This is a genomic window from Arthrobacter sp. R-11 (genome assembly GCF_049913155.1).
Classification (GTDB): domain Bacteria; phylum Actinomycetota; class Actinomycetes; order Actinomycetales; family Micrococcaceae; genus Arthrobacter.
Map to the genome: position 1 here is coordinate 4,157,077 of NZ_CP183979.1, position 20,106 is coordinate 4,177,182.

19 protein-coding genes are annotated in these 20,106 nt (G+C 67.5%); 14 read left to right on the plus strand and 5 right to left on the minus strand.

The features are described from left to right. The first annotated feature begins 58 nt into the window (after window positions 1-58). The 3 genes from ACN9M4_RS18945 to ACN9M4_RS18955 all read left to right on the plus strand — a co-directional run bounded on the left by ACN9M4_RS18945 (window position 59) and on the right by ACN9M4_RS18955 (window position 4,422). Window positions 59-1,258: an allantoate amidohydrolase gene (locus tag ACN9M4_RS18945; protein WP_426300649.1), complete on the plus strand. Its 1,200-nt coding sequence runs from the start codon at window positions 59-61 to the stop codon at window positions 1,256-1,258. Then, a complete protein-coding gene (locus tag ACN9M4_RS18950; protein WP_426300653.1) occupies window positions 1,255-2,610 on the plus strand; it encodes a formimidoylglutamate deiminase in 1,356 nt (451 codons plus the stop codon). Before ACN9M4_RS18945 ends, ACN9M4_RS18950 begins: the two co-directional genes overlap by 4 nt. 357 nt (window positions 2,611-2,967) lie before the next feature. Further along, window positions 2,968-4,422: a sugar porter family MFS transporter gene (locus tag ACN9M4_RS18955; protein WP_426300655.1), complete on the plus strand. Its 1,455-nt coding sequence runs from the start codon at window positions 2,968-2,970 to the stop codon at window positions 4,420-4,422. 100 nt (window positions 4,423-4,522) lie between these two features. On the opposite strand, the gene ACN9M4_RS18960 is transcribed toward ACN9M4_RS18955, so the two are convergent. Both ACN9M4_RS18960 and ACN9M4_RS18965 read right to left on the minus strand, forming a co-directional pair. Beyond that, the gene (locus ACN9M4_RS18960) at window positions 4,523-5,749 is read right to left on the minus strand and encodes an MFS transporter (protein WP_426300657.1); all 1,227 of its coding nucleotides are present in this window, start codon (window positions 5,747-5,749) and stop codon (window positions 4,523-4,525) included. Between the two features lie 60 nt (window positions 5,750-5,809). Continuing rightward, complete coding sequence (locus ACN9M4_RS18965; protein WP_426300659.1) at window positions 5,810-6,256, minus strand: MarR family winged helix-turn-helix transcriptional regulator; 447 nt, start codon at window positions 6,254-6,256, stop codon at window positions 5,810-5,812. A 199-nt stretch (window positions 6,257-6,455) separates the two neighbouring features. On the opposite strand from ACN9M4_RS18965, the gene cycA reads away from it, so the two are divergent. After that, window positions 6,456-7,925, plus strand: a complete 1,470-nt coding sequence (gene cycA, locus ACN9M4_RS18970; protein ID WP_426300661.1) for a D-serine/D-alanine/glycine transporter — start codon at window positions 6,456-6,458, stop codon at window positions 7,923-7,925. Window positions 7,926-8,013: 88 nt separating this feature from the next. Here cycA and ACN9M4_RS18975 read toward each other — a convergent pair whose 3' ends face one another. After that, window positions 8,014-8,820 (minus strand): SDR family NAD(P)-dependent oxidoreductase, encoded by an 807-nt coding sequence (locus ACN9M4_RS18975; protein WP_426300663.1) that lies wholly within the window; start codon window positions 8,818-8,820, stop codon window positions 8,014-8,016. A 33-nt stretch (window positions 8,821-8,853) separates the two neighbouring features. Then, window positions 8,854-9,624 carry an SDR family NAD(P)-dependent oxidoreductase gene (locus ACN9M4_RS18980; protein ID WP_426300665.1) on the minus strand — a complete coding sequence of 257 codons (771 nt, stop codon included), beginning with the start codon at window positions 9,622-9,624 and terminating at the stop codon, window positions 8,854-8,856. A gap of 289 nt (window positions 9,625-9,913) precedes the next feature. Here ACN9M4_RS18980 and ACN9M4_RS18985 point away from each other — a divergent pair, with 289 nt between their 5' ends. The 3 genes from ACN9M4_RS18985 to ACN9M4_RS18995 all read left to right on the plus strand — a co-directional run bounded on the left by ACN9M4_RS18985 (window position 9,914) and on the right by ACN9M4_RS18995 (window position 11,814). Beyond that, window positions 9,914-10,747 (plus strand): MoaF C-terminal domain-containing protein, encoded by an 834-nt coding sequence (locus ACN9M4_RS18985; RefSeq protein WP_426300666.1) that lies wholly within the window; start codon window positions 9,914-9,916, stop codon window positions 10,745-10,747. Window positions 10,748-10,832: 85 nt separating this feature from the next. Continuing rightward, window positions 10,833-11,297, plus strand: coding sequence for a phage tail protein (locus ACN9M4_RS18990; RefSeq protein ID WP_426300668.1), 465 nt, complete (start codon window positions 10,833-10,835; stop codon window positions 11,295-11,297). Between the two features lies 1 nt (window position 11,298). After that, the gene (locus ACN9M4_RS18995) at window positions 11,299-11,814 is read left to right on the plus strand and encodes a phosphoribosyltransferase (RefSeq protein WP_426300670.1); all 516 of its coding nucleotides are present in this window, start codon (window positions 11,299-11,301) and stop codon (window positions 11,812-11,814) included. Between the two features lie 78 nt (window positions 11,815-11,892). Here the strand turns inward: ACN9M4_RS18995 and ACN9M4_RS19000 are convergent, their stop codons facing one another. After that, window positions 11,893-12,567 (minus strand): GntR family transcriptional regulator, encoded by a 675-nt coding sequence (locus tag ACN9M4_RS19000; RefSeq protein WP_426300672.1) that lies wholly within the window; start codon window positions 12,565-12,567, stop codon window positions 11,893-11,895. Between the two features lie 142 nt (window positions 12,568-12,709). Between ACN9M4_RS19000 and argH the strand changes: the two genes are divergently transcribed. The 7 genes from argH to ACN9M4_RS19035 all read left to right on the plus strand — a co-directional run bounded on the left by argH (window position 12,710) and on the right by ACN9M4_RS19035 (window position 19,982). Beyond that, window positions 12,710-14,170, plus strand: a complete 1,461-nt coding sequence (gene argH / locus ACN9M4_RS19005; RefSeq protein WP_426300674.1) for an argininosuccinate lyase — start codon at window positions 12,710-12,712, stop codon at window positions 14,168-14,170. Further along, on the plus strand, window positions 14,167-15,066 hold the full coding sequence (locus ACN9M4_RS19010) for an amino acid ABC transporter permease (protein ID WP_426300676.1): 900 nt from the start codon (window positions 14,167-14,169) through the stop codon (window positions 15,064-15,066). Before argH ends, ACN9M4_RS19010 begins: the two co-directional genes overlap by 4 nt. After that, complete coding sequence (locus tag ACN9M4_RS19015) at window positions 15,063-15,839, plus strand: amino acid ABC transporter ATP-binding protein (RefSeq protein ID WP_426300678.1); 777 nt, start codon at window positions 15,063-15,065, stop codon at window positions 15,837-15,839. Before ACN9M4_RS19010 ends, ACN9M4_RS19015 begins: the two co-directional genes overlap by 4 nt. A 66-nt stretch (window positions 15,840-15,905) precedes the next feature. After that, window positions 15,906-16,751: an ABC transporter substrate-binding protein gene (locus ACN9M4_RS19020; protein ID WP_426300680.1), complete on the plus strand. Its 846-nt coding sequence runs from the start codon at window positions 15,906-15,908 to the stop codon at window positions 16,749-16,751. 3 nt (window positions 16,752-16,754) lie between these two features. Continuing rightward, window positions 16,755-17,600, plus strand: coding sequence for a polysaccharide deacetylase family protein (locus ACN9M4_RS19025; RefSeq protein ID WP_426300682.1), 846 nt, complete (start codon window positions 16,755-16,757; stop codon window positions 17,598-17,600). Further along, window positions 17,597-18,568 carry a polysaccharide deacetylase family protein gene (locus ACN9M4_RS19030; RefSeq protein ID WP_426300684.1) on the plus strand — a complete coding sequence of 324 codons (972 nt, stop codon included), beginning with the start codon at window positions 17,597-17,599 and terminating at the stop codon, window positions 18,566-18,568. The genes ACN9M4_RS19025 and ACN9M4_RS19030 overlap by 4 nt, the downstream gene beginning before the upstream one ends. 82 nt (window positions 18,569-18,650) lie before the next feature. Continuing rightward, on the plus strand, window positions 18,651-19,982 hold the full coding sequence (locus tag ACN9M4_RS19035; protein WP_426300686.1) for an MmgE/PrpD family protein: 1,332 nt from the start codon (window positions 18,651-18,653) through the stop codon (window positions 19,980-19,982). The last annotated feature ends 124 nt before the right edge of the window (window positions 19,983-20,106 follow it).

The following is a 20,106-nucleotide window of genomic DNA, read 5'->3' on the forward strand; positions in this document are numbered from 1 at the left end:
GTCATGTGGTGGCAAGTGGTTTTTACTTGGTGGCAGTCTTCACCATCGGAGGAACAACGTGGAAACCGTCAATCAACTCCTTGACTCGATCAAGGGCGTGGGCCGCGATGCGGTACGCGGAGGATATTCCAGGGCCGTCTATTCGACGCCGGAACTCGACCTCAGGCAGTGGTTCATCGAACAAGCCCAGCAGCGCGGCCTCGACGTCGAGACCGACCGCAACGGCATCATCTGGGCGTGGTGGGGAAAGCCCCAGGACGGTGCGCTCGTCACCGGCAGCCACCTCGATTCAGTCCCGGGCGGAGGCGCTTTTGACGGACCGCTGGGTGTCGCGTCGGCGCTGGCCGCCGTCGACATCCTCAAGTCGCGCGGAGTTCAGCAGGGCCGCTCCCTGGCCATCACAGTGTTCCCCGAAGAAGAAGGGTCCCGCTTTGGCGTGGCCTGCCTGGGATCGCGGCTCCTGACCGGCGCAATCGGCGTCGAGAAGGCTTTGAACCTGCGCGACGCCGCCGGCGACACCTTCGCCGACGTCGCACGCGCCAACGGGCTCGATCCCCGGCACGTCGGCCCGGACCCGGAGGCCCTGGCGCGGATCGGCGACTTCGTTGAACTGCATGTGGAACAGGGCAAGGGGCTGGGCAATGGCGGGCCTGCCATCGCCGTCGGAAGCTCCATCCTGGGCCACGGCCGCTGGAAGTTGAGCGTCAGCGGCCAGGGCAACCACGCCGGCACCACACTCATGGCCGACCGTTCCGACCCCATGGTCGCGGCCGCGCAGATCGTCCTTGCAGTCCGCGATACCGCGGCCAAACAGCCGGACGCCAGGGCGACCGTCGGCCGCTTGACGCCGGTTCCGGGCGGCACCAACGTCATTGCCTCCCGCGTGGACCTCTGGCTTGACGCCCGCCATCCCGACGACGCCGTGACCGCGCAACTCATCGAAGAGATCTACCGCTCGGCCAAGGAAGCCGCAGCGGGCGAAGGATGCACGGTGACCCTCACCGAGGAGTCGTACAGCGACACGGTCCACTTCGACCCCGGCCTGAGCCGGCGCATCGGCGCGCTCCTGCCGGACGCTCCCGTGCTGGCGACCGGCGCGGGCCACGACGCGGGCGTGCTCGCTGGATTCGTTCCTTCGGCGATGCTCTTCGTGCGAAATCCCAGCGGAATCTCGCATTCGCCCGAGGAGTATGTGGCCGACGAGGACGCAGCCACCGGCGCGGTTGCCCTCGCGGATGTCCTGGAGGGACTCCTGTGAGCTGGTACTGGTGCGAGGCGGCGCTCATCGACGCCGACGGCGGCACGGGAGTTCCGGAGGTCGCCAGCGGGGTACGCCTGGAAACACAGGACGGCCGCATCTCCGCGATCACGACCGGCACCCGCCCCCAAGCGGGCGACACGGAACTGCATGGCATCGCCTTCCCCGCGGCGGCCAACGCGCACTCCCACGCTTTCCACCGGATCCTGCGCGGACGCACCCATGACGGGCGCGGGGACTTCTGGGTGTGGCGGGAGCAGATGTACCGGAGCGCCTCCGAGCTGACTCCCGAGAAATACGAGAAGCTGGCCGCCGCCGTCTTCGCCGAAATGGTGGTCTCCGGCTTCAGCAGCGTGGCCGAGTTCCACTATGTCCATCACCAGCCGGACGGGGCGCCCTATGACCAGCCCCATGCCATGGAGTTGGCCCTGGCCCGGGCGGCAATGTCAGCCGGCATCCGCCTCACCCTCCTGGACACGCTGTATCTGGCCGGGGGCATCGGCACGCCGCTCAGTCCCGAACAGGCAAGGTTCGGGGATGCCGGAGTGCAGGCCTGGCTGGACCGCCTCTCCTCGCTTCGGACCGAGATCGCAAAGAACTTCCCGCCGGAGCTGGTCAGCGTGGGCGCGGCACTGCACTCCGTGCGGGCCGTGCCCGAAGAGGACCTCAAGACGGTGGCAAAGCAGTTGCCCGCCGACATCCCCCTCCACATCCACCTGAGCGAGCAACCCGCGGAGAACGAAGCCTGCCTGGAGGCCTACGGCACCACCCCGGCCGGACTCTTGGAGCGCCACGGCCTGCTGTCCGGGCAGCTCTCCGCCGTCCATGCGACGCACCTGACACCGGAAGACATCGCCCTGCTTGGAAGGGCCGGCGCAACCGTGGTGATGTGCCCGAGCACCGAAGCCGACCTCGCAGACGGGATCGGCCCCGCACGGGAACTTTCCGATGCCGGGGCGGCCATTGCGCTCGGCACGGACCAGCACGCGGTGATCGACCCGTGGATTGAAATGCGCACGCTGGAGCACGGGGAACGCCTCGGCACCGGCCAGCGCGGCAGGTTTTCCCCGCAGGAACTGCTGCGGGCGGCAACGGACGGGGCCGCACGGTCCATGGCGACCCCGGTTGCTCCGTCGGCACTCCACGTCGGAGCAGTCTGCGACTTCATGGTCGTCGATCCAGCCTCGACCCGCACCGCCGGATCGCGTCCGCTGCAGCTGGCCTTCAGCGCAACCGCGAGCGACGTCACCGAGGTCGTCGTCGCCGGCGAGTTGCTCGCCTCCCGCGGCGTGCACCACCGCCTCGGCGTGCCGGGTCGCCTGCTGACGGAGGCGCTGGAGGAGTTCTCCTGACCGCTCACCCGGGGCGTGGCGTGCTCCGCGCGAGGTACGACGCCGGAAGGTAAGTGCCAGCGCGGGGCCGCCCGCCGTCGTCGCACTTTTGCGTTCAATAGATTCGCCCAAATGGGCAGCGATTCCGCTCCCGTCGCGGCGGCGAGGCCTTCCGGGAAACCCCGAAGGCCTCCCCTCCGCGACGCGGCGTGATCTTGTGTTAATAATGTGAACGCATGTCATGTGCATCACCTTGACTGGAACTTCGCGGATGTGGCGTGCCACACTGTTTAGCGCGAGTGCACCGGCGCCTCCATTTGGAGTCAGCAGCCGACGATTGCCGCGCCACCCAAAGCCACCAGTCCTCAAGGGAGAGCCATGTCCATTTCCAGTTCCGACAGCCATGCCGGCGTCCATCGAAAGGTCATTGGCCTGGCCACCGCCGGAGCAGTCGGCGGCTTCCTCTTCGGCTTCGATTCCTCGGTGGTCAACGGCGCCGTGGACGCAATGAAGGCCGAATTCGCGCTGAGCGAGGCCGTCACGGGATTCGCCGTGGCGGTCGCCCTCCTCGGCTGCGCCGCCGGCGCCTACCTCGCCGGGAAAGTGGCCGACCGCCACGGCCGCGTGCCCGCGATGAAGCTCGGAGCAGCCCTGTTCCTGGTCAGTTCGATCGGCACGGGCCTGGCGTTCGGCGTCTGGGACCTGATCTTCTGGCGCCTGGTGGGCGGCCTGGGCATCGGCCTCGCCTCGGTGATCGCGCCGGCATACATTTCCGAGATCTCACCGCGGCAGATCCGCGGCCGGCTCGCCTCCCTGCAGCAGCTCGCCATCACCAGCGGCATCTTCGCGGCCCTGCTTTCCGATGCGCTGCTGGCCACTTCCGCCGGCGGCGCCCACCAGGACTTCTGGTTCGGCCTGGAGGCGTGGCGCTGGATGTTCATCGCCTGTGCCGTCCCCGCCGCCGTCTACGGCGTGATCGCCTACACCCTGCCGGAATCCCCGCATTTCCTGGTCCTCAACGGCAAGGAAGACGCCGCCCGCAAGACCTTCGACGCCCTGATGCCCGGCGACGACACCGAGCGCCACATCCGCGAAATCCGCGAATCCATCCAGCTGGACCAGCTTTCCGCCAAGAAGGGCTCGCTGCGCGGCAGCGCCTTCGGCCTGCAGCCCGTGGTGTGGATCGGCATCATCCTCTCCGTGCTGCAGCAGTTCGTGGGCATCAACGTGATCTTCTACTACTCCACCACGCTGTGGAAGGCGGTCGGTTTCCAGGAGAAGGACTCCCTCGCCATCTCTGTCGCCACCTCCATCACCAACATCCTGGTGACCCTGGTGGCCATCGCCCTGGTGGACCGGATCGGCCGCCGCCCCATCCTGCTGGCCGGCTCCATCGGCATGGCCGTTTCCCTGGGTGCCATGGCCCTGGCGTTCTCCTCGGCCTCCGGCAACGGCCCGGACATCGCACTGCCGGGAGTCTGGGGTCCGGTGGCGCTCGTGGCGGCCAATCTCTTCGTGGTCAGCTTCGGCGTTTCGTGGGGTCCGCTGGTGTGGGTCCTGCTGGGTGAGATCTTCCCGTCCCGCATCCGCGGCCGCGCCCTGGGTCTTGCCGCCGCCGCACAGTGGGTGGCCAACTTCGCCATTACGTTGAGCTTCCCCGTCATGGCCGCAGGTTCCCTGCCGCTGACCTACGGCATGTATGCCCTCTTCGCGGCGGCGTCGTTCTTCTTCGTCATGTTCAAGGTGCCGGAGACCAACGGGATGTCCCTGGAACAAGCCGAGACCCTGTTCGTCCCCAAGGGCGCCAAGGTGCCCGCGATCAGCACTAAGTAGCCCTTCCCTCCTTCGGAAGCCCCAACTGACTCGCAGTTGTTGTCGTTTTGAAGCGTCAGAACGACAACAACTGCGAGTCAGTTGGGTGGGCGGGCAGCTGCTAGACGAGGTGCGGCTCGTGGGCCGCGAGGAACTTCCGGCCACCCAGGGCCACGGCGATCGCCAGCAGCAGGGCCACGGCCCCGGCGAAGAACGGCAGCTGCGGGCCGAAGTGCTCGCCAAGCTGCGCGGCAGCGAACGGGGCCAGGGCACCGCCCATCCAACGCACGAAGTTGTAGCCGGCCGAGGCCACCGGCCGAGGCGAGTCCGAGACCTCCATGGCCAGCTCGGTGTAGAGGGTGTTGTTGATGCCCAGCAGCGTGCCGGCCACGATCACCAGCACGACGACGGCCGGCACCGAGTGCCCCGCGGCCAGTCCCAGCCCGATCAGGTCGAGCATCAGGGCCGCCAGGGTGCCCACCAGGACGTTGTTGGTGCCGAAGCGGCGCTGTAACATCGGCGCCACGAAGACCGAGAACACCGCCACGGCCACGCCCCAGCCGAAGAACACCGCACCGATTCCGTAGGCGTCCATGCCCAGGATGAACGGGGTGAAGGCCAGGATCGTGAAGAAGCCGTAGTTGTAGAAGAGGGCGCTGGCCGCGGTGGTCCGCAGTCCCTTGTGGCCCAGGGCCAGCAGCGGATCACGCAGCCGCGCCTTCTTCGCGGGAGCCGGGGTCTTGGGCAGCAGCACCATCAAGGCAATGAACCCAACGGCCATGAGGACGGCGGTGCCGAAGAACGGTGCGCGCCATTGCCAGCCGCCCAGGAGCGCGCCAAGCAACGGGCCGAGCGAGATGCCCAGGCCCAGGGCGGCTTCGTAGAGGATGATCGCGGTCCCGGCTCCCCCGCTCGCGACGCCGACAATCACCGCGAGCGCGGTGGCCACGAACAGTGCGTTGCCCAGTCCCCAGCCCGCCCGGAAGCCGACCAGTTCAGAGACCGAGCCCGAGAAGCCGGAGAGCGAGGCAAACACCACGATCAGTGCCAGGCCGGTCATGAGGGTCTTCTTGCCGCCGATCCGGGACGAGACGAAGCCGGTGACGAGCATCGCCACGGCTGTTACCAGGAAGTAGCTGGTGAACAACAGGGAGACCTGGCTGGGGGTGGCGTCCAGGTTCTTGGCGATGGCCGGAAGGATGGGATCCACCAGGCCGATGCCCATGAAGGCGAAGACCGCCGCGATGGCGGTGGCCCACACAGCCTTGGGTTGTTTGAGGAATGAGGCCTTCTCTGCCTCGAGGGTTTCTTCTGCTGGCTGCAGGTGCTCTGCGAGCTGGCCGTTCATTGGCGTAACGCTCCTGTTGTCGTGCGTGGGTTATTGACAGTTCAGTTCCGGACGGAGGGCTCAGTTCCGGACCGAGCTGTTGATTTTGTGGAACACGGGCAGCGCCGCGCGGATCGCCTCGCGCTCGTCCTGGCCGAGGGTGGCGAGGATCGCCGCGATGTGTTCGTTGCGGCGGCGGTCCGCGAGGTCGACGGCGGCACGGCCTTCCGCGGTGGCAAGCACCCGGACGGCGCGGGAGTCATCGGGGTCGGCTTCCCGGCGCAGCAGCCCGGCGCGTTCGAGCCTGATGATCTGCTCGGTGGCGCTGGGCACCTTCAGCCCCAGGTCGCGGGCGATCTCGCCCACCCGGGCACCGCCGTCGAGCGCCATCTTCAGGACGCTGAGCTGCGCGGAACTCAATTCGGCATGGGCGTCCAGGCGCCGCAGGACGAACACACTCTGGCGCAGGGCGTTGCGGAATTCCTGGGCCAGCTCGATCAGGGCGTCGGCGGGGTGCTCTGTGTTCATATTTAGGAAGCCTAATAGTTAGGAAGCCTAAAGTAAATGGAATGTGAGCGGACAGACACCCCAGGAACGCAAGCCGCCTTGAGTGTGAAATTCTGAGTGAAACGTTCAATCATGCGATTCAGAGCGACAGGCGATACCTTTGGTACGTCGTTTTGTTAGCCACATCACTCGTGCGGCGAATCACTCAAAGGACCCATATATGTCTGAGCAGACAACCACGGGGCAGCGCACTGCCTCCAGCAAGGACAGCGAGCCCCACCTCTCCCGCTCGCTGAGCAACCGCCACATCCAGCTCCTGGCAATCGGCGGGGCCATCGGAACGGGCCTCTTCATGGGCTCCGGCAAGACCATTTCCGTGGCCGGCCCTTCCGTGATTTTCGTGTACATGATCATCGGCTTCATGCTGTTCTTCGTCATGCGCGCCATGGGCCAGCTGCTGCTGTCCAACCTGAACTACAAGTCCTTCAGCGATTTCGCGGGCGACCTCCTCGGCCCCTGGGCAGGCTTCTTCACCGGCTGGACCTACTGGTTCTGCTGGGTTGTGACAGGTGTTGCCGACGTCATCGCGATCGCGGGCTACGCGAACGAGCTCTGGCCGGGCATCCCGCTCTGGATCCCGGGCCTGGCCACCATCGTGATCCTGCTCCTGCTGAACCTGCCCACGGTGAAGGCCTTCGGCGAAACCGAATTCTGGTTCGCGCTGATCAAGATCGTGGCCATCGTGGCGCTGATCGTGGTGGGCCTGGTGATGATCTTCACCGGCTTCAAGTCCGACGCCGGGGCGGCCGGCTTCGCGAACCTGTGGCAGCACGGCGGGTTCTTCCCCAAGGAGTTCATGGGCTTCGTGGCCGGCTTCCAGATCGCCGTCTTCGCCTTCGTGGGCATCGAATTGGTGGGCACCGCCGCGGCGGAAACCAAGAACCCGGAGCACAACCTGCCCCGCGCCATCAACGCCATCCCGGTGCGCGTGATGCTCTTCTACGTCGGCGCCCTCATCATCCTGATGTCCGTCACCCCGTGGACCGAATTCAAGGCCGGTCACAGCCCGTTCATCGCCATGTTCTCCCTGGCGGGGCTGGGCATCGCCGCCACCGTGGTGAACCTGGTGGTGCTGACCTCCGCGATGTCCTCGGCCAACTCCGGCATCTACTCCACCTCGCGCATGGTCTTCGGCCTGGCGAACGACGGCGACGCCCCCAAGGTGTTCGGCAAGCTTTCCAGCCGCAAGGTTCCGCAGAACGCCCTGTTCCTGTCCTGCGTGCTGCTCCTGGCCGGCGTCGTGCTGCTCTACGCGGGCAAGGACGTCGGCGCGGCGTTCGACATGGTCACCACCGTCTCGGCCGTCTGCTTCATGTTCGTGTGGTCGATCATCCTGGCGAGCTACCTCGTGTACCGCAAGCGCCGGCCCGAACAGCACGCCGCATCCCCGTACAAGATGCCCGGCGGCATCGCGATGGTATGGGTGGTCTTCGCCTTCTTCGGCTTCCTGGTGTGGGCCTTGACCACCCAGCCGGACACTCTGACCGCGCTGCTGGTCACCCCGATCTGGTTCGCCGTCCTGGGCGTGGCCTACGCCGTGGTCCGCAAGTCGCCCCTGCACCAGGCCCGAGTGGCCGAGTGGAAAGCGATGTCCGACGGCGAGACCGCCGCTGTCGCCGCGAAGCGCTAGCCTTCCGCAGCCCTCGTCTCCGAAACACGAAAGCAGTCCTCCTCCACAAACAACTTGTGGAGGAGGACTGCTCCGTTTGATGAACCGGCTATACGACGCCGTCGAACGCAATGGTGGGCAGGTCCACTACGTGCGCGCCGCCGTCGGCCACGATCGTCGCGCCGGTGATGTACGAGGAGTCCCCGGACAGCAGGAAGTTCACCACGCCCGCCATCTCGGCCGGCTCCGCCGCCCGGCCCAGCGGCACATTCGCGGTCACGGCGCCGTAGGCTTCCTCGCGCCCGGACAGTCCGGCGCCTTCGGCGTACTGGTCCATCTCAGCGTCGGCCATCGGTGTGCGGACCCAGCCCGGGCACAGTGCGTTCACCCGGACGCCGTGCCGGCCGTAGTCGCGGGCCAGCGACCTGGTAAGCCCGATGAGCGCATGCTTGCCCACCGTGTATCCGGCCACGTTAGGACCCGCGAACAAGCCGGCCAGGGAGGACACCACCACCGCGCGCCCGCCGTTCTGCTTCAACTGCGGCAGAGCCTCGCGCAGGGTGGTGAAGGCCGTTGTCAGGTTGGCGTTCAGGCTGGCCTGCCACGCGGCGTCGTCGGTCTCCTCCACGGACGCAAAGCCGTGCCCGCCGGCGTTGGCCACCACCATGTCCAGGCGGCCGAACTTTTCCACCACGGCGTCGACGGCGGCCCGCGCCTGGGCGGCATCGGCCACGTCCGCCACCACCGGGAAGGCGCCGTGCTTCTGCGCGACGGCGTCCAGCGGCTCCTTGCGGCGGCCGACGACGGCGACCGCGGCGCCTTCCTGCAGCAGCCGGGCGGCGATGGCCTCGCCGATGCCCGTGCCGCCTCCGGTCACGAGAGCCACCTGTCCGGCGAGTGCTTTGGTACTGGTCATTGGTGCTCCTTGGGTTGGGGGTCGTGGAACTGCTCAAGCGGGGAAGGACGAACGGGCGAGGTAGCCAAAATCGGACACCAGGCTGGTGCCGTTGACGGGTGCGGACGCAGGGGAAGCCAGGTACAGCACGTGGTTGGCTACCTGCTCCGGGCCCTGGACCGGGAAATCGCGGGACCGGAGCGACTCCGAGCTTTCGCCAAGGTCGGCCCGGGCCATAGGGGTGTCCACCACGGACGGGCAGACGCAGTTGACGCGGATCCCGTCACCGGCCAGTTCCACGGACAACGCCCGGGTCAGCTGCAGCACCGCGCCCTTGGAGGCGTTGTACGGCACCATTCCCGGCGCGGCCACGAAGCTGGAATCGGAGGCCAGCAGCACCATGGCCCCGGCTTCGGAGGCCCGGAGGAACGGCGCGGAATGCCTGGCCAGCAGGAACTGCCCGGTGACGTTCACATCCATCACGCGCCGGAACTCGGCCACGGCCACGTCCTCCAGACCGGTCCCGATCGGGCCGGAGATCCCGGCGCAGCCCACCACAGCGTCGATCCCGCCGAAGGCCGCAGCCGTGGACTCCACGGCCCGGCGGACGTCCGCCTCATCGCTGACGTCCGTGCGGTAGAAGCGGGAAGCTCCCGCACCCGGCACCTTGGCGAGTTCGCGCTGGAGGACGGCCCCGGCGTCGGCGTCGACATCAAGCAGCGCAAGCCGGGCGCCCTCGCGGGCGAAGGCGAGCGCACAGGCCCGGCCGATGCCCGAGGCCGCACCCGAAAGCAGCACCGTCTTTCCCGCCAGTCCAAGGTCCACCGCATGCTCCTGTCCGAAAACTTTTCCCCCATGCTGCCAGCGGAAGCTGCATCGCGGTTTGACAGACCGCGAACGCGACTTGTCGCTCGGTGCATGTGCCTGCGGGCGGGAATCCGGGCTTGCCAGTTTCGACAAGCGGCCTTCGCTCGCAGACAAGGAAGCCGCGCGCATCCCTCCCTACGCTGGGAGCCAAGCCCGCCGCGCAACGTGACCCGGCACACAGCGGGCCTGATGCCGCCATTGCAGACGGCCGGTCCTTGAGGCCGTCACTTGTACATAAGGACACACCATGAGCAACAACCTCCTCGACACCTCCACCTGGCTGCCCCTGGACGGCCTGGCTCCCGGCTTCGACGCCAACAAGGCCACCCCGGTCCGGGACCTGGCAGGCAGCAAGGTGACCGTCCAGATCGATCCCGTGCCGGGCGGCTCCGATAAGGCCGACGGCGGCAGCTTCGTTTTCGAGTTCGGCGGAAGCACCGTTGCCTGGAGCGCCGGGGGACGGTCCGGGGACGACCATTACGAGGCCTTTGCCGTGGCCGAAGGCCTGTACTACGCCCAATGGCACTCGACCGCCGACCGCAACTTCTCGGTGTCCCTGTTCCTGGATCTGGACTTCGGCCGCGCCCTGTTCGTCGGCGCCGTCCTGGGCCACGCTGAACCGGGCGAGACCGCCGTCCGCCATGAGTTCCTGCCCGGCGTGATCGTCGGATCCGAGCCCACGGGGGAGCCCGTTGCGGAGACCACGGCGCTGATCGGCCGCCGCGTGGAGTGGGTGTACAGCGACATCCACGCCTACGAGCACGTCTACCTCAGCCCGCAGTGGTACACGTGGCAGTGCCTGGCCGGACCCGAGCGCGGCCTGGCCGACACGGACACCAACACCACCTTCCAGATCCGCCCGGGCATCTACGTCTTCACCTGGCGCGAAAAGGTCATCCCCTGCGGCTCCGTGACCATCGCCGACCACCGGGACGTCACGGCCATCCGCTCGCACGGCTACCTCTTCGGCTGGGACGAGGCCGGGACCGAACCGGTGCACTTCACCTTCGGCGCGAACGGCCGGCTGATCAGCATGACCTCGCACTCGCCGGGCCTCGATCCGGCGCTTCCGCTCGGCTGAGCGGCCCGGCGCGGCCCGGCGCGGACAACACGGAAAGGCCCCGCTCGCTATGGTTGTCGTGACAGGACGGATTTCGGGAGGGTGCATGTCGTACGTCGTTGACTTTGAGAAGGTCTCCACCACTGGTTTGGAGTCGTCCCCGGTGGCGGAGGCCCTCGCCGGGCTGCGCGCCAACGAGGCCCGCTATTACAGGAACAAGTACGGCCACGTCTTCACGGTCACGGCTGCGGCGGAGGCTCCGGAGATCCTTGAGCGGATCCACCGCATCCTGGCCGAGGAGCGGGAAATCGTCATCGCTTCCACCCCGCTGGAAGTGTCCTCCTTCGAGGTCGACGGGCTGCGCATGGACTACGTCTTCTACGAATCCGGACTGTCCATCAACGTGATGTACGGCCTGGAGGAAGGGAAGAAGCGCGCCGTGGGGTTCAAGCTCTCCCAGGGCATGGAGGTCCCGGAAGAGCTGGCGGAGAAGTTCAAGTTCGCCCGCCAGAAGTCCAAGCTGGCAGGCGAGATCCGGGGCTCGTTCTTCGTCATCAAGGGCGAGTACTGAGATGACCACCCTCCACGATTCCGGCGCTGCCGTCCTCCCCGAACCCGAGCGCGAAGTCCTCACGTGGGACACCTTCGGGGACGCCTCCCGCGAGCTCGCCCAGACCGTGGTGGACAGCGGCTTCCAGCCCGACGTCGTCGTCGCGATCGCCCGCGGCGGGCTGCTGCTGGCCGGTTCCATCTCGTACGCGCTGGGCGTAAAGGCCTGCGGCGCCCTGAACGTCGAGTTCTACACAGGCATCGGCACCGTGCTGCCCGAGCCCGTGGTCCTGCCGCCCATGCTGGACGAAGGCGCCCTGCACGGCAAGAAGGTGCTCCTGGTGGACGACGTCTCGGACTCCGGTCGCACCCTGGCCAAGGTGGTTGAACTCATCGCCGACTGGGGCGCCGAGGTCAGGACCGTGTGCCTCTACACCAAGCCCCGCACCATCCTGGAGCCCGATTACGAGTGGCGCCGCACGGACAAGTGGATCACCTTCCCGTGGTCGGCCATCCCGCCGGTGACGGCCCGGGCCTAAGGCGGGCTTAACAACCCGATATGGACGACGACGGCGCCACCCAACTCGGGTGCCGCCGTCGGGCGTGCGTGCCAAAAGTCAGCGCGGCGAGGGTTCCAGTTCCTCGATCGCGGCCTTCTCCACCATGCCCAGGTGCTGGCGCACCAGCTGCACCGAAAGTTCCTGGTCGCCTTCCAGGAAGGCCTCCACAAGCTGGGTGTGGACGCGCTTCATCTTCTCGATGTCGTCGCGCCGGGAATCGATGACCGCCACGAAGAGCGAGGAGTCGATCATGAGCTGCTCTTCCTGCTTCATGAGCCGCTCGTTCCCGGACATTCCCACCAGCGCCACATGCAGTTCGCGGTGCCTGCGGGAGCTCTCCGCGATGTCGCCGGAATCCATCGCTTCAAGGTAGCTGGCGAGGGCCTCGCGGAGGCGTTCCTTGCTGGCCTTGCCCGCGGCGATGGACCGGATGCCCGCATGGACTTCCACCAGTTCGCGGGCTTCCATGATGTCCCGGACTTCCTTCTCCGTGAACGAGCGCACCTGAGCGCTGTGGTAGGGACGGCGGACCAGATACCCCTCGCCGATGAGGTAGTTCAGCACTTCGCGGATGGTGGTGCGTGAAACGGAGTACTGCCCTGCGACCCATTTCTCGGTGACGGGAGCCCCGGCGGCAAGCTCGCCGCTGACGATGGCGCGGCGGATTTCCTCCGCAATATTCTCGGCCGCGGGCGTCGATGCCCCTGCCGCTTCCCCCTTGGTATCACTCATGCCGCTCATGTTCCCAGATCTCCCCACAGCGCACCATTCGACGTCATGAAAGCAATTTTGCCAGACAATTTCTTGACTTGGGTGGCATCTGTGGCAAATATTGTCATACATTCATGGAGAAACTTGTGGGAAGGATCACAGCATGAGCGTTGCTCAGGCACAAGACGCCGGGCATCACGAGGCCGGCAAACTCTGGGGCGGACGCTTCTCCGCCCCCTCGGCCAAGGCCCTTGAGGACATCTCCCGCTGCCCTCCGGAGTACTACCGGATGGTCCGCTTCGACGTGATCGGCTCGAAGGCCCACGCCGGTGAACTGCTCCGGGCCGGCCTGCTGAGCGAAAGCGAGCGCGCCACGATCAGCAGCACGCTCGATGACATCGTGGCCGAGCACGAATCCGGGCAGCTCCGCCCCACCGCCGAGGACGAAGACGTCCACGGCTACCTGGAGCGGGTGCTCGTGGAGCGGCTGGGCACGGTGGGCGGAAAGCTCCGGGCCGGCCGCAGCCGCAACGACCAGACCGCCAACGAATTGCGGCTCTACCTCCGGGCGGCGGCGGCCCGCCTTGCCGCGGGGGCGGCGGAACTTGTCGAGGCGCTGATCCAGCGGGCGGAGGAAAACCGCGACGTCGCGGCGCCGGGTTTCACGCACCTGCAGCCCGCCCAGCCCATCACCTTCGGGCACCAGCTGCTGGCGCACGCCTCTGCGATCTCGCGCAATGTCCAGCGCCTCCGCAACGCGTGGGAATCGTCGTCGCTCTCGCCCTTGGGTGCAGCGGCACTGGCGGGAAACCCGCTCAGCCATGAGCCCCTCACTGCGGCCCGCGAGCAGGGTTTCTCCGGCCTGGTAGTCAACTCGATCGACGGCGTTTCCAGCCGCGACCACGTTGCCGACTTCCTCTACGCCACCGCCATGCTGGCCACGGATATCTCCCGGCTGAGCGAAGAGCTGTGCTACTGGTCCACCACCCAGTTCGGCTGGATCGGGCTGCACGACTCCTGGTCCACCGGCTCGTCGATCATGCCGCAGAAGAAGAACCCGGACATCGCCGAGCTCTCGCGCGGCAAGGCGGCCCGCCTGAACGCCAACCTCAGCGGCATGCTCGGCGTGCTCAAGGGACTGCCCTTCGCCTACAACCGTGACCTTGCGGAGGACAAGCACTTTTCCTTCGACAGCACGGACACCCTCGAACTGGTCCTGCCCGCCATCACCGGCATGGTGCGGACGTTCACCGTCCGCGCCGAGACGATGCGGCGCCAGGCGGTGCAGGGCTTCACGCTCGCCACCGAGCTGGCCGACTGGCTTGCCGAGCAGGGCATTCCCTTCAGCCAGGCACACGACGTCGCGGGCGAAGTGGTGCACTTCTGCGAGGCGGAAGGGATCGGGCTGGAGGAACTGAGCCTGGCCCAGGCGCAGTCCATCGACTCCCGCATCACCGAAGCGGCACTCGAGCGCCTGAGCATCGAGTCCGCACTGGCCCGGCGCTCCGGACCCGGCGGTACCTCGCCGTCGAACATCGATCCGCAGGCGAGCGCCCTGCGCGGCGCGCTGGCCAGCAGCCTGGCAGGCTTCGCCATCCCCGACTCCCAGGAGGTTTCGCCATGACGCCCACCCAGGCAACGGCACGCATCACCTACCGGATCGTTCCGGTCAAACATTGGGCCCGCTGGATTGCCGCGATCGCGACGGCGGCCGTGCTGACCTGGATTGTCGCCTCCTTCGCGGGCGCCCAGATCGACTGGCCCACCGTGGGCGAATACTTCACCTTCCCGGCCATCGTGTCCGGCATGGGCATCACAGTGGTCCTGACGGTCGTCTCCATGCTCATCGGCATCGCGCTGGGCGTGCTGGTCGCCGTCATGCGGCTCTCCTCCAACCCGGTGGTGAGCGGCATCGCCTGGATCTACGTCTGGTTCTTCCGCGGCACCCCGGTATACCTGCAGCTGCTGCTCTGGTTCAACATCGCCTTGGTCTTCCCCAGCATGGGCATCCCCGGGCTCATCGAAGGCCGCACCGTGGACATCGTTTCGCCCTTCGTGGCGGCGATCCTGGGCCTGGGCCTGAACCAGGGCGCCTACACCTCCGAGGTGGTCCGCGCCGGCATCCTGTCCGTGGACGAAGGCCAGGGCGAGGCGGCCAAGGCCCTCGGCCTGCCGGGCACCGCGACCATGCGGACAGTGGTCCTGCCCCAGGCCATGCGGGTCATCCTGCCGCCTATCGGAAACGAAACCATCGGCATGTTGAAGACCACCTCGCTGGCGTCCGCGATCGGCGCCTCGGAAGTCCTGAACGAGGCCCAACACGTCTACCTGGTCAACAACATGATCATGGAGCTGCTGATCGTCTCCGGCATCTGGTACCTGCTGGCCGTTTCCGTCCTGTCCGTCATCCAGTACTACGTGGAACGCCGCTTCGCCAAGGGCAGTTCCAGCAAGGCACTGCCCCTGACCCCCTGGCAGAAGGTGGTCTGGTTCTTCACCAGCCGTAGGAGCGTCGCATGAGCATCCAGCCACTAGTCCGGCTTGAAAACATCATCAAGAACTTCGGCCCCAACGAAGTCCTCAAGGGCGTGGACCTGGAGGTGAGCAGCGGCGAAGTGGTCTGCATCCTGGGCCCCTCCGGCTCAGGGAAGTCCACCCTCCTGCGCTGCATCAACTTCATCGAACAACCCACCGCCGGGCTGGTCTTCGTGGGCGACGAAGTCATCGGGCACCGCCGCACGGAGGACCCGGAGGTCCTCCAGCAGGTCCACGAGAACGCCATCGCCCGGCAGCGCAGCGAGATCGGAATGGTCTTCCAGCGCTTCAACCTGTTCCCGCACATGACCGTGCTGGAAAACATCACCCACGCCCCGCGCCTGGTCCGCGGGCACAGCGTGTCCGCGGCCAACGAGACCGCCATGGCCCTGCTGGAAAAGGTGGGCCTCGCGGACCGCGCCACGGCCTATCCGCGCCAGCTTTCCGGCGGGCAGCAGCAGCGCGTGGCCATCGCCCGCGCCCTGGCCATGGAGCCCCGGCTCATGCTCTTCGATGAGCCCACCTCCGCACTGGACCCGGAACTGGTGGGCGAGGTCCTCAAGGTCATGCAGGAACTCGCAGCCGCTGGCCTGACCATGATCGTTGTCACCCATGAAATCGGCTTCGCCCGCGAGGTGGCGGACCGCGTGGTGTTCATGGACGGCGGCGTGATCGTGGAGCAAGGCAGCCCCGCCGAAGTGATCGACGACCCGCAAAACCCCCGGACCCGGGCCTTCCTGTCCCGGGTCCTCAAGTAGCCGGGTCCTTAAGTCAGCCAACGCGCTCTCTCCCCAGAAAATACCCACTCCCCCCGAAGGAAGACCATGAAGAAGAACATCCTCAAGGGCGGCACCGCCGTCCTCGGCCTGGCTCTCGCACTCACTGCCTGCGGTGCGCCCGCCAAAAGCGCCGACGCCAAGCTGAGCACCATCAAGGACGGCGTACTGAGCGTCGGCCTGTCCCCCGATTTCCCGCCCATGGAATACCTGGACGAAAGCAGCAACCAGTTGGTGGGCGTGGACGTGGACATCGTCACCGAAATCGGCAAGCGCACGGGCCTGAAGGTCGAGTACACCCAGCAGAAGTTCGACCAGCTCATCAACTCCGTCCGCACCGACCGCGTGGACATCGTCTTCTCCGGCATGTCCGACACCGTGGAACGCCAGAAGACCGTGGACTTCATCGACTACTTCAAGTCGGTGGGCCGCTTCTACGTGCTGGGCGCCAACAAGGCCAAGTACACGCAGGACACCGACATCTGCGGCCAGAGCGTGGCCGTGAGCTCCAAGACCGACTACTACCCGGCCCTGCAGCGCTTCAGCAAGGACAAGTGCGAGGGCGCCGGCAAGCCTGCAGTGAACATCGTGCCGACCGACTCCGGCGCGGCAGCACGCCTGCAGCTGGATCAGGGCCGTGCCCAAGCTGCGATCCAGGGCGCCGAGAACCTGGTCTACTTCGAGAAGAAGAACCCGGGCAAGTACGCCATGGTCCTGGGCAATGTCACCGAACTTCCGTTCGGCGCCGCCACCAAGAAGGGCAACACGGCGCTCCAGGACAAGGTGGTCAAGGCCTTCCAGGACATGAAGGCGGACGGCACCCTTAAGAAGATCCTGGACTCCCACAACGTGGGCTATGGCCTCACGGACCCGGTCCTGAACGGGGTCAAGTAAGCGGTGAAGCCTGATAACGCCGGGGCCGGTGTGGACAGCAGCGCCACACCGGGCAGCGCCACACTGGCCCTGGCCTTCGACCTCGACGGGCCCACCGGCGATGCAATGCTCAGCGGCGCCCTCTGGCGCAAGCCGGGATACTTCACCCTGGGCGCCTACGGTCCGCACCGGGCCATGCCCCGGATCCTGGACATCCTCGCCGGGCATGGACTCTCCGCCACCTTCTTCACCCCATCCTGGGTGGTGGAACAGTGGCCGGAGCTCTGCCGGAGGGTCCTGGACGAAGGCCACGAAATGGCCCACCACGGGCACCGCCACGAGGTATTCTTCGGCAAGCCCGAGGAGGAACAGCGGGCCATCATCCGCCACAGCCGGGACATCTTCCGGCAGCTCCTCGGCGCACCGGGGGCGGGATTCCGGGCGCCCTCCGGCGACTGGCATCCGCGGACCGCGCAGCTCCTCGCCGAGGAAGGCCTGCTGTACTCCAGCTCGCTCCGGAACGGCGACCTGCCCTTCCGGCACGCGGACAACGGGCTGATCGAGTTGCCGGCCAAGTCCCTCTTCGACGACTACACAGCCTTCGCTTACCACCGCGCCCCGAATTTCCCGTCCGGGCTGGACCGCGTTGCACCCTACCGGCCGGTCTTCAACGGCTGGCGGGACGAGATCCTCGCCGCGGCGGACGAAGGCCTGATGGTCAGTACCATTTGGCACCCCAAGGTGATCGGCACACCCGGCCGCGCCCTCCTGCTGGACGAATTCCTCGGCTCGCTCGTCGACTCGGGACAGGTCCATGTGACCACGTCCTGTGCCGTGGCCGAGGACTGGAACGAAAGGCTCCCGCGATGAACCCCTCACCGGAAAGCCCGGCACCTCGGGACCGCCCCGCATTCCCGGAAATCCCGACGGCGGCGGGCACCGCTGCCGCGGACGTCCCGTATGTGCCGCAAGAGCCGGGCTGGCCGCACGGGGCGCGCTGCGCCGTCGTCGTCACCATCGACGTCGACGGCGACCTGCCCTTCCTAGCCCTCGACCCGGGACACCGGGACCGCCTGAAGTCCCGCTCGGTGGGGCAGTACGGCCCGGACCATGGCGCCGCCCGGCTGCTGCGCGTGCTGGAACGGCTGGGCCTTGCGGCCAGCTGGTTCGTCCCCGGGGCCATCGCGCGGCAGTACCCGGAGCTGCTCCGCTCCGTGCTGCAGAGCGGGCACGAGCTGGCGGGCCACGGCATGCACCACCTCGACTTCGACGGCCTTGGCCTCGAAGCCCAGCTGGCCGAGATGCTCGAAGGCGCCCGCGCACTGCAGGAGGTCTCCGGCGTCGAGGTCCGCGGCTTCCGCACGCCCTCCGGCGAGTGGAAGTCCGGTTTCCCGGAGGCCATGGCCGCCGCGGGTTTCCAGTGGTCCTCGTCCCTGCCGGGCGACGACCGCCCCTTCCCGCTCGGCGATACCGGCGTCATGGAACTTCCGTTCCGCTACGAACTGGAAGACCTGCAGTACCTGGGCTTCAACCTGGACCCGCCGTTCCCGCCGGGACAGTCCCGCATCCAGAGCCTGGAGGCCGTCCGGGACAACTGGGATGTCGAGTTCGCCGCCGCACGGCGCTTCGGGACAGTGCTCACGCTCCGGCTCAACGCGGAAATCATGGGCACCCCGGGACGGGCGCGGATGCTGGAAGACTTCCTGTCCTCCACAATCGCCTCCGGGGAGGCCTGGATCGCGACGTGCGGCGAACTTGCGGCGCACTGGGCCGGGCAGCCGGTGGAAGCCGACCACCCTTACCGCCGGTTCCTGGAACTGGCGGCACGGGAATCATGACGACAGCGGAATCATGACGGCGGCGGGCCCCACCCTCGCGCTCCCGCCGTTGGCCGTTCGCTTGGGGGAGTGGGTATCCGGGATGGCGTCCCGGCCCCTCTCCCCCGGGCTGGCGCGGAAGGCCTCCGACCATCTCCTGGACACGCTCGGCGCCATGGTGGCGGGCCAGGACGAACCCCCGGCCAGGGCCGCGCGGGCGGTGTTCCGCCGGCCTGGTCCGGTGCCGCTGGCCGGCGTCGCGGGTTTGTGGCACAACCATGCCACATTGGATCCGCTGGACGCCGCCTTCGTTAACGCAGTGGCGGCCCACTGCCTCGAGATCGACGACACGGAAGGCTGCGACCACTCCGGCGCCGTCGTGGTCCCGGTGCTGCTTTCGCTTCTTCCCGCCATGGAAACGCCCGTGGGGGAAGTGCCCGACGACGGCGCCGGCCCCGGCGGGCGCCTCCTCCCCGCGCTGGTGGCCGGCTATGAGGTGGGACGCCGGGTGCAGCTCGCCCTCGGCGGCTACGACCGGCACAATGCGCGGGGCTGGCATTCGACGGCGACCTGCGGGGTGTTCGCGGCAGCGGCCGCCGCCTCGGTGATGCTGGGCCTGGACGGCGGGCAGTCGGCGTCGGCCTTGGGCATCGCGGCGAGCTCCAGTGCCGGCGGCTGGGCATTTTCCGCCGACGGCAGCATGACCAAGCAGTTCCACCCCGGACAGGCCGCGCGGGCGGGCCTCGAAGCGGCGCTGCTGGCGCGGGCGGGTGCGAACGGTCCGTGGCAGGTGTTCGAACCGGTGTGGGGCGGGTTCTTCGCCACCCACGCCGGCTTACCGGGCGGTCCGGATGGCGTCGGCTCCGACGAGGTGGAGCCCAGGCTCCTGGTGGAAGGGCTGGGCTCCATTTGGCACTTCGGGAACTCCGCCATCAAGCCCTACGCCAGCTGCCGCAGCGCCCACACAGCCATCGACGCCTTCCTGGGCATCCTCGCCGCGGAGGCCCTGGATCCCGCGGATGTCCGGGCCGTGCGGGTGCACGTCAGCGACTTCCTGCAGCCCATGATCTGCCCGCCCGCACCGTCGGACGCGGCCCAGGCGCGGATGAGCCTGCCGGTGTCCCTTGCCCTCCTGATGGAGGGCAAGGAGCTGATGCCGGAGGACTTCAGGCACTTCGAGGGTCCCGGAGTCCTGGAGCAACTGGCGCGCATCGAGGTTGTGCGGGACCCGGAAAGCGGTCGGGAGCCGTTGGTGGAGGTCTTCACGGACAGCGGGACTTTCGCCTCGCGGGTGGACCACGCCCGTGGCGGGAGCCGGCATCCACTCAGCCCGGCCGAGGTGGAGGAGAAGTTCCGCCGGCTGACCGCAGGGCACCTGGGCACGGCGCAGCAGGCGGAGTGGATCGCGTTCGCCCGGGAGCTCATTCAGCCCTGATCCCTGTCGCGACGGCGGTACCCAAGCCGGGTGCCGGCGGCGCCCAAGCCGGGTGCCGGCGTCGGGCATTTCGGCTAGCGCGTTTTGCCCCGCCGAAACGTTGTTTGCCCGCTCAAATTTGGGC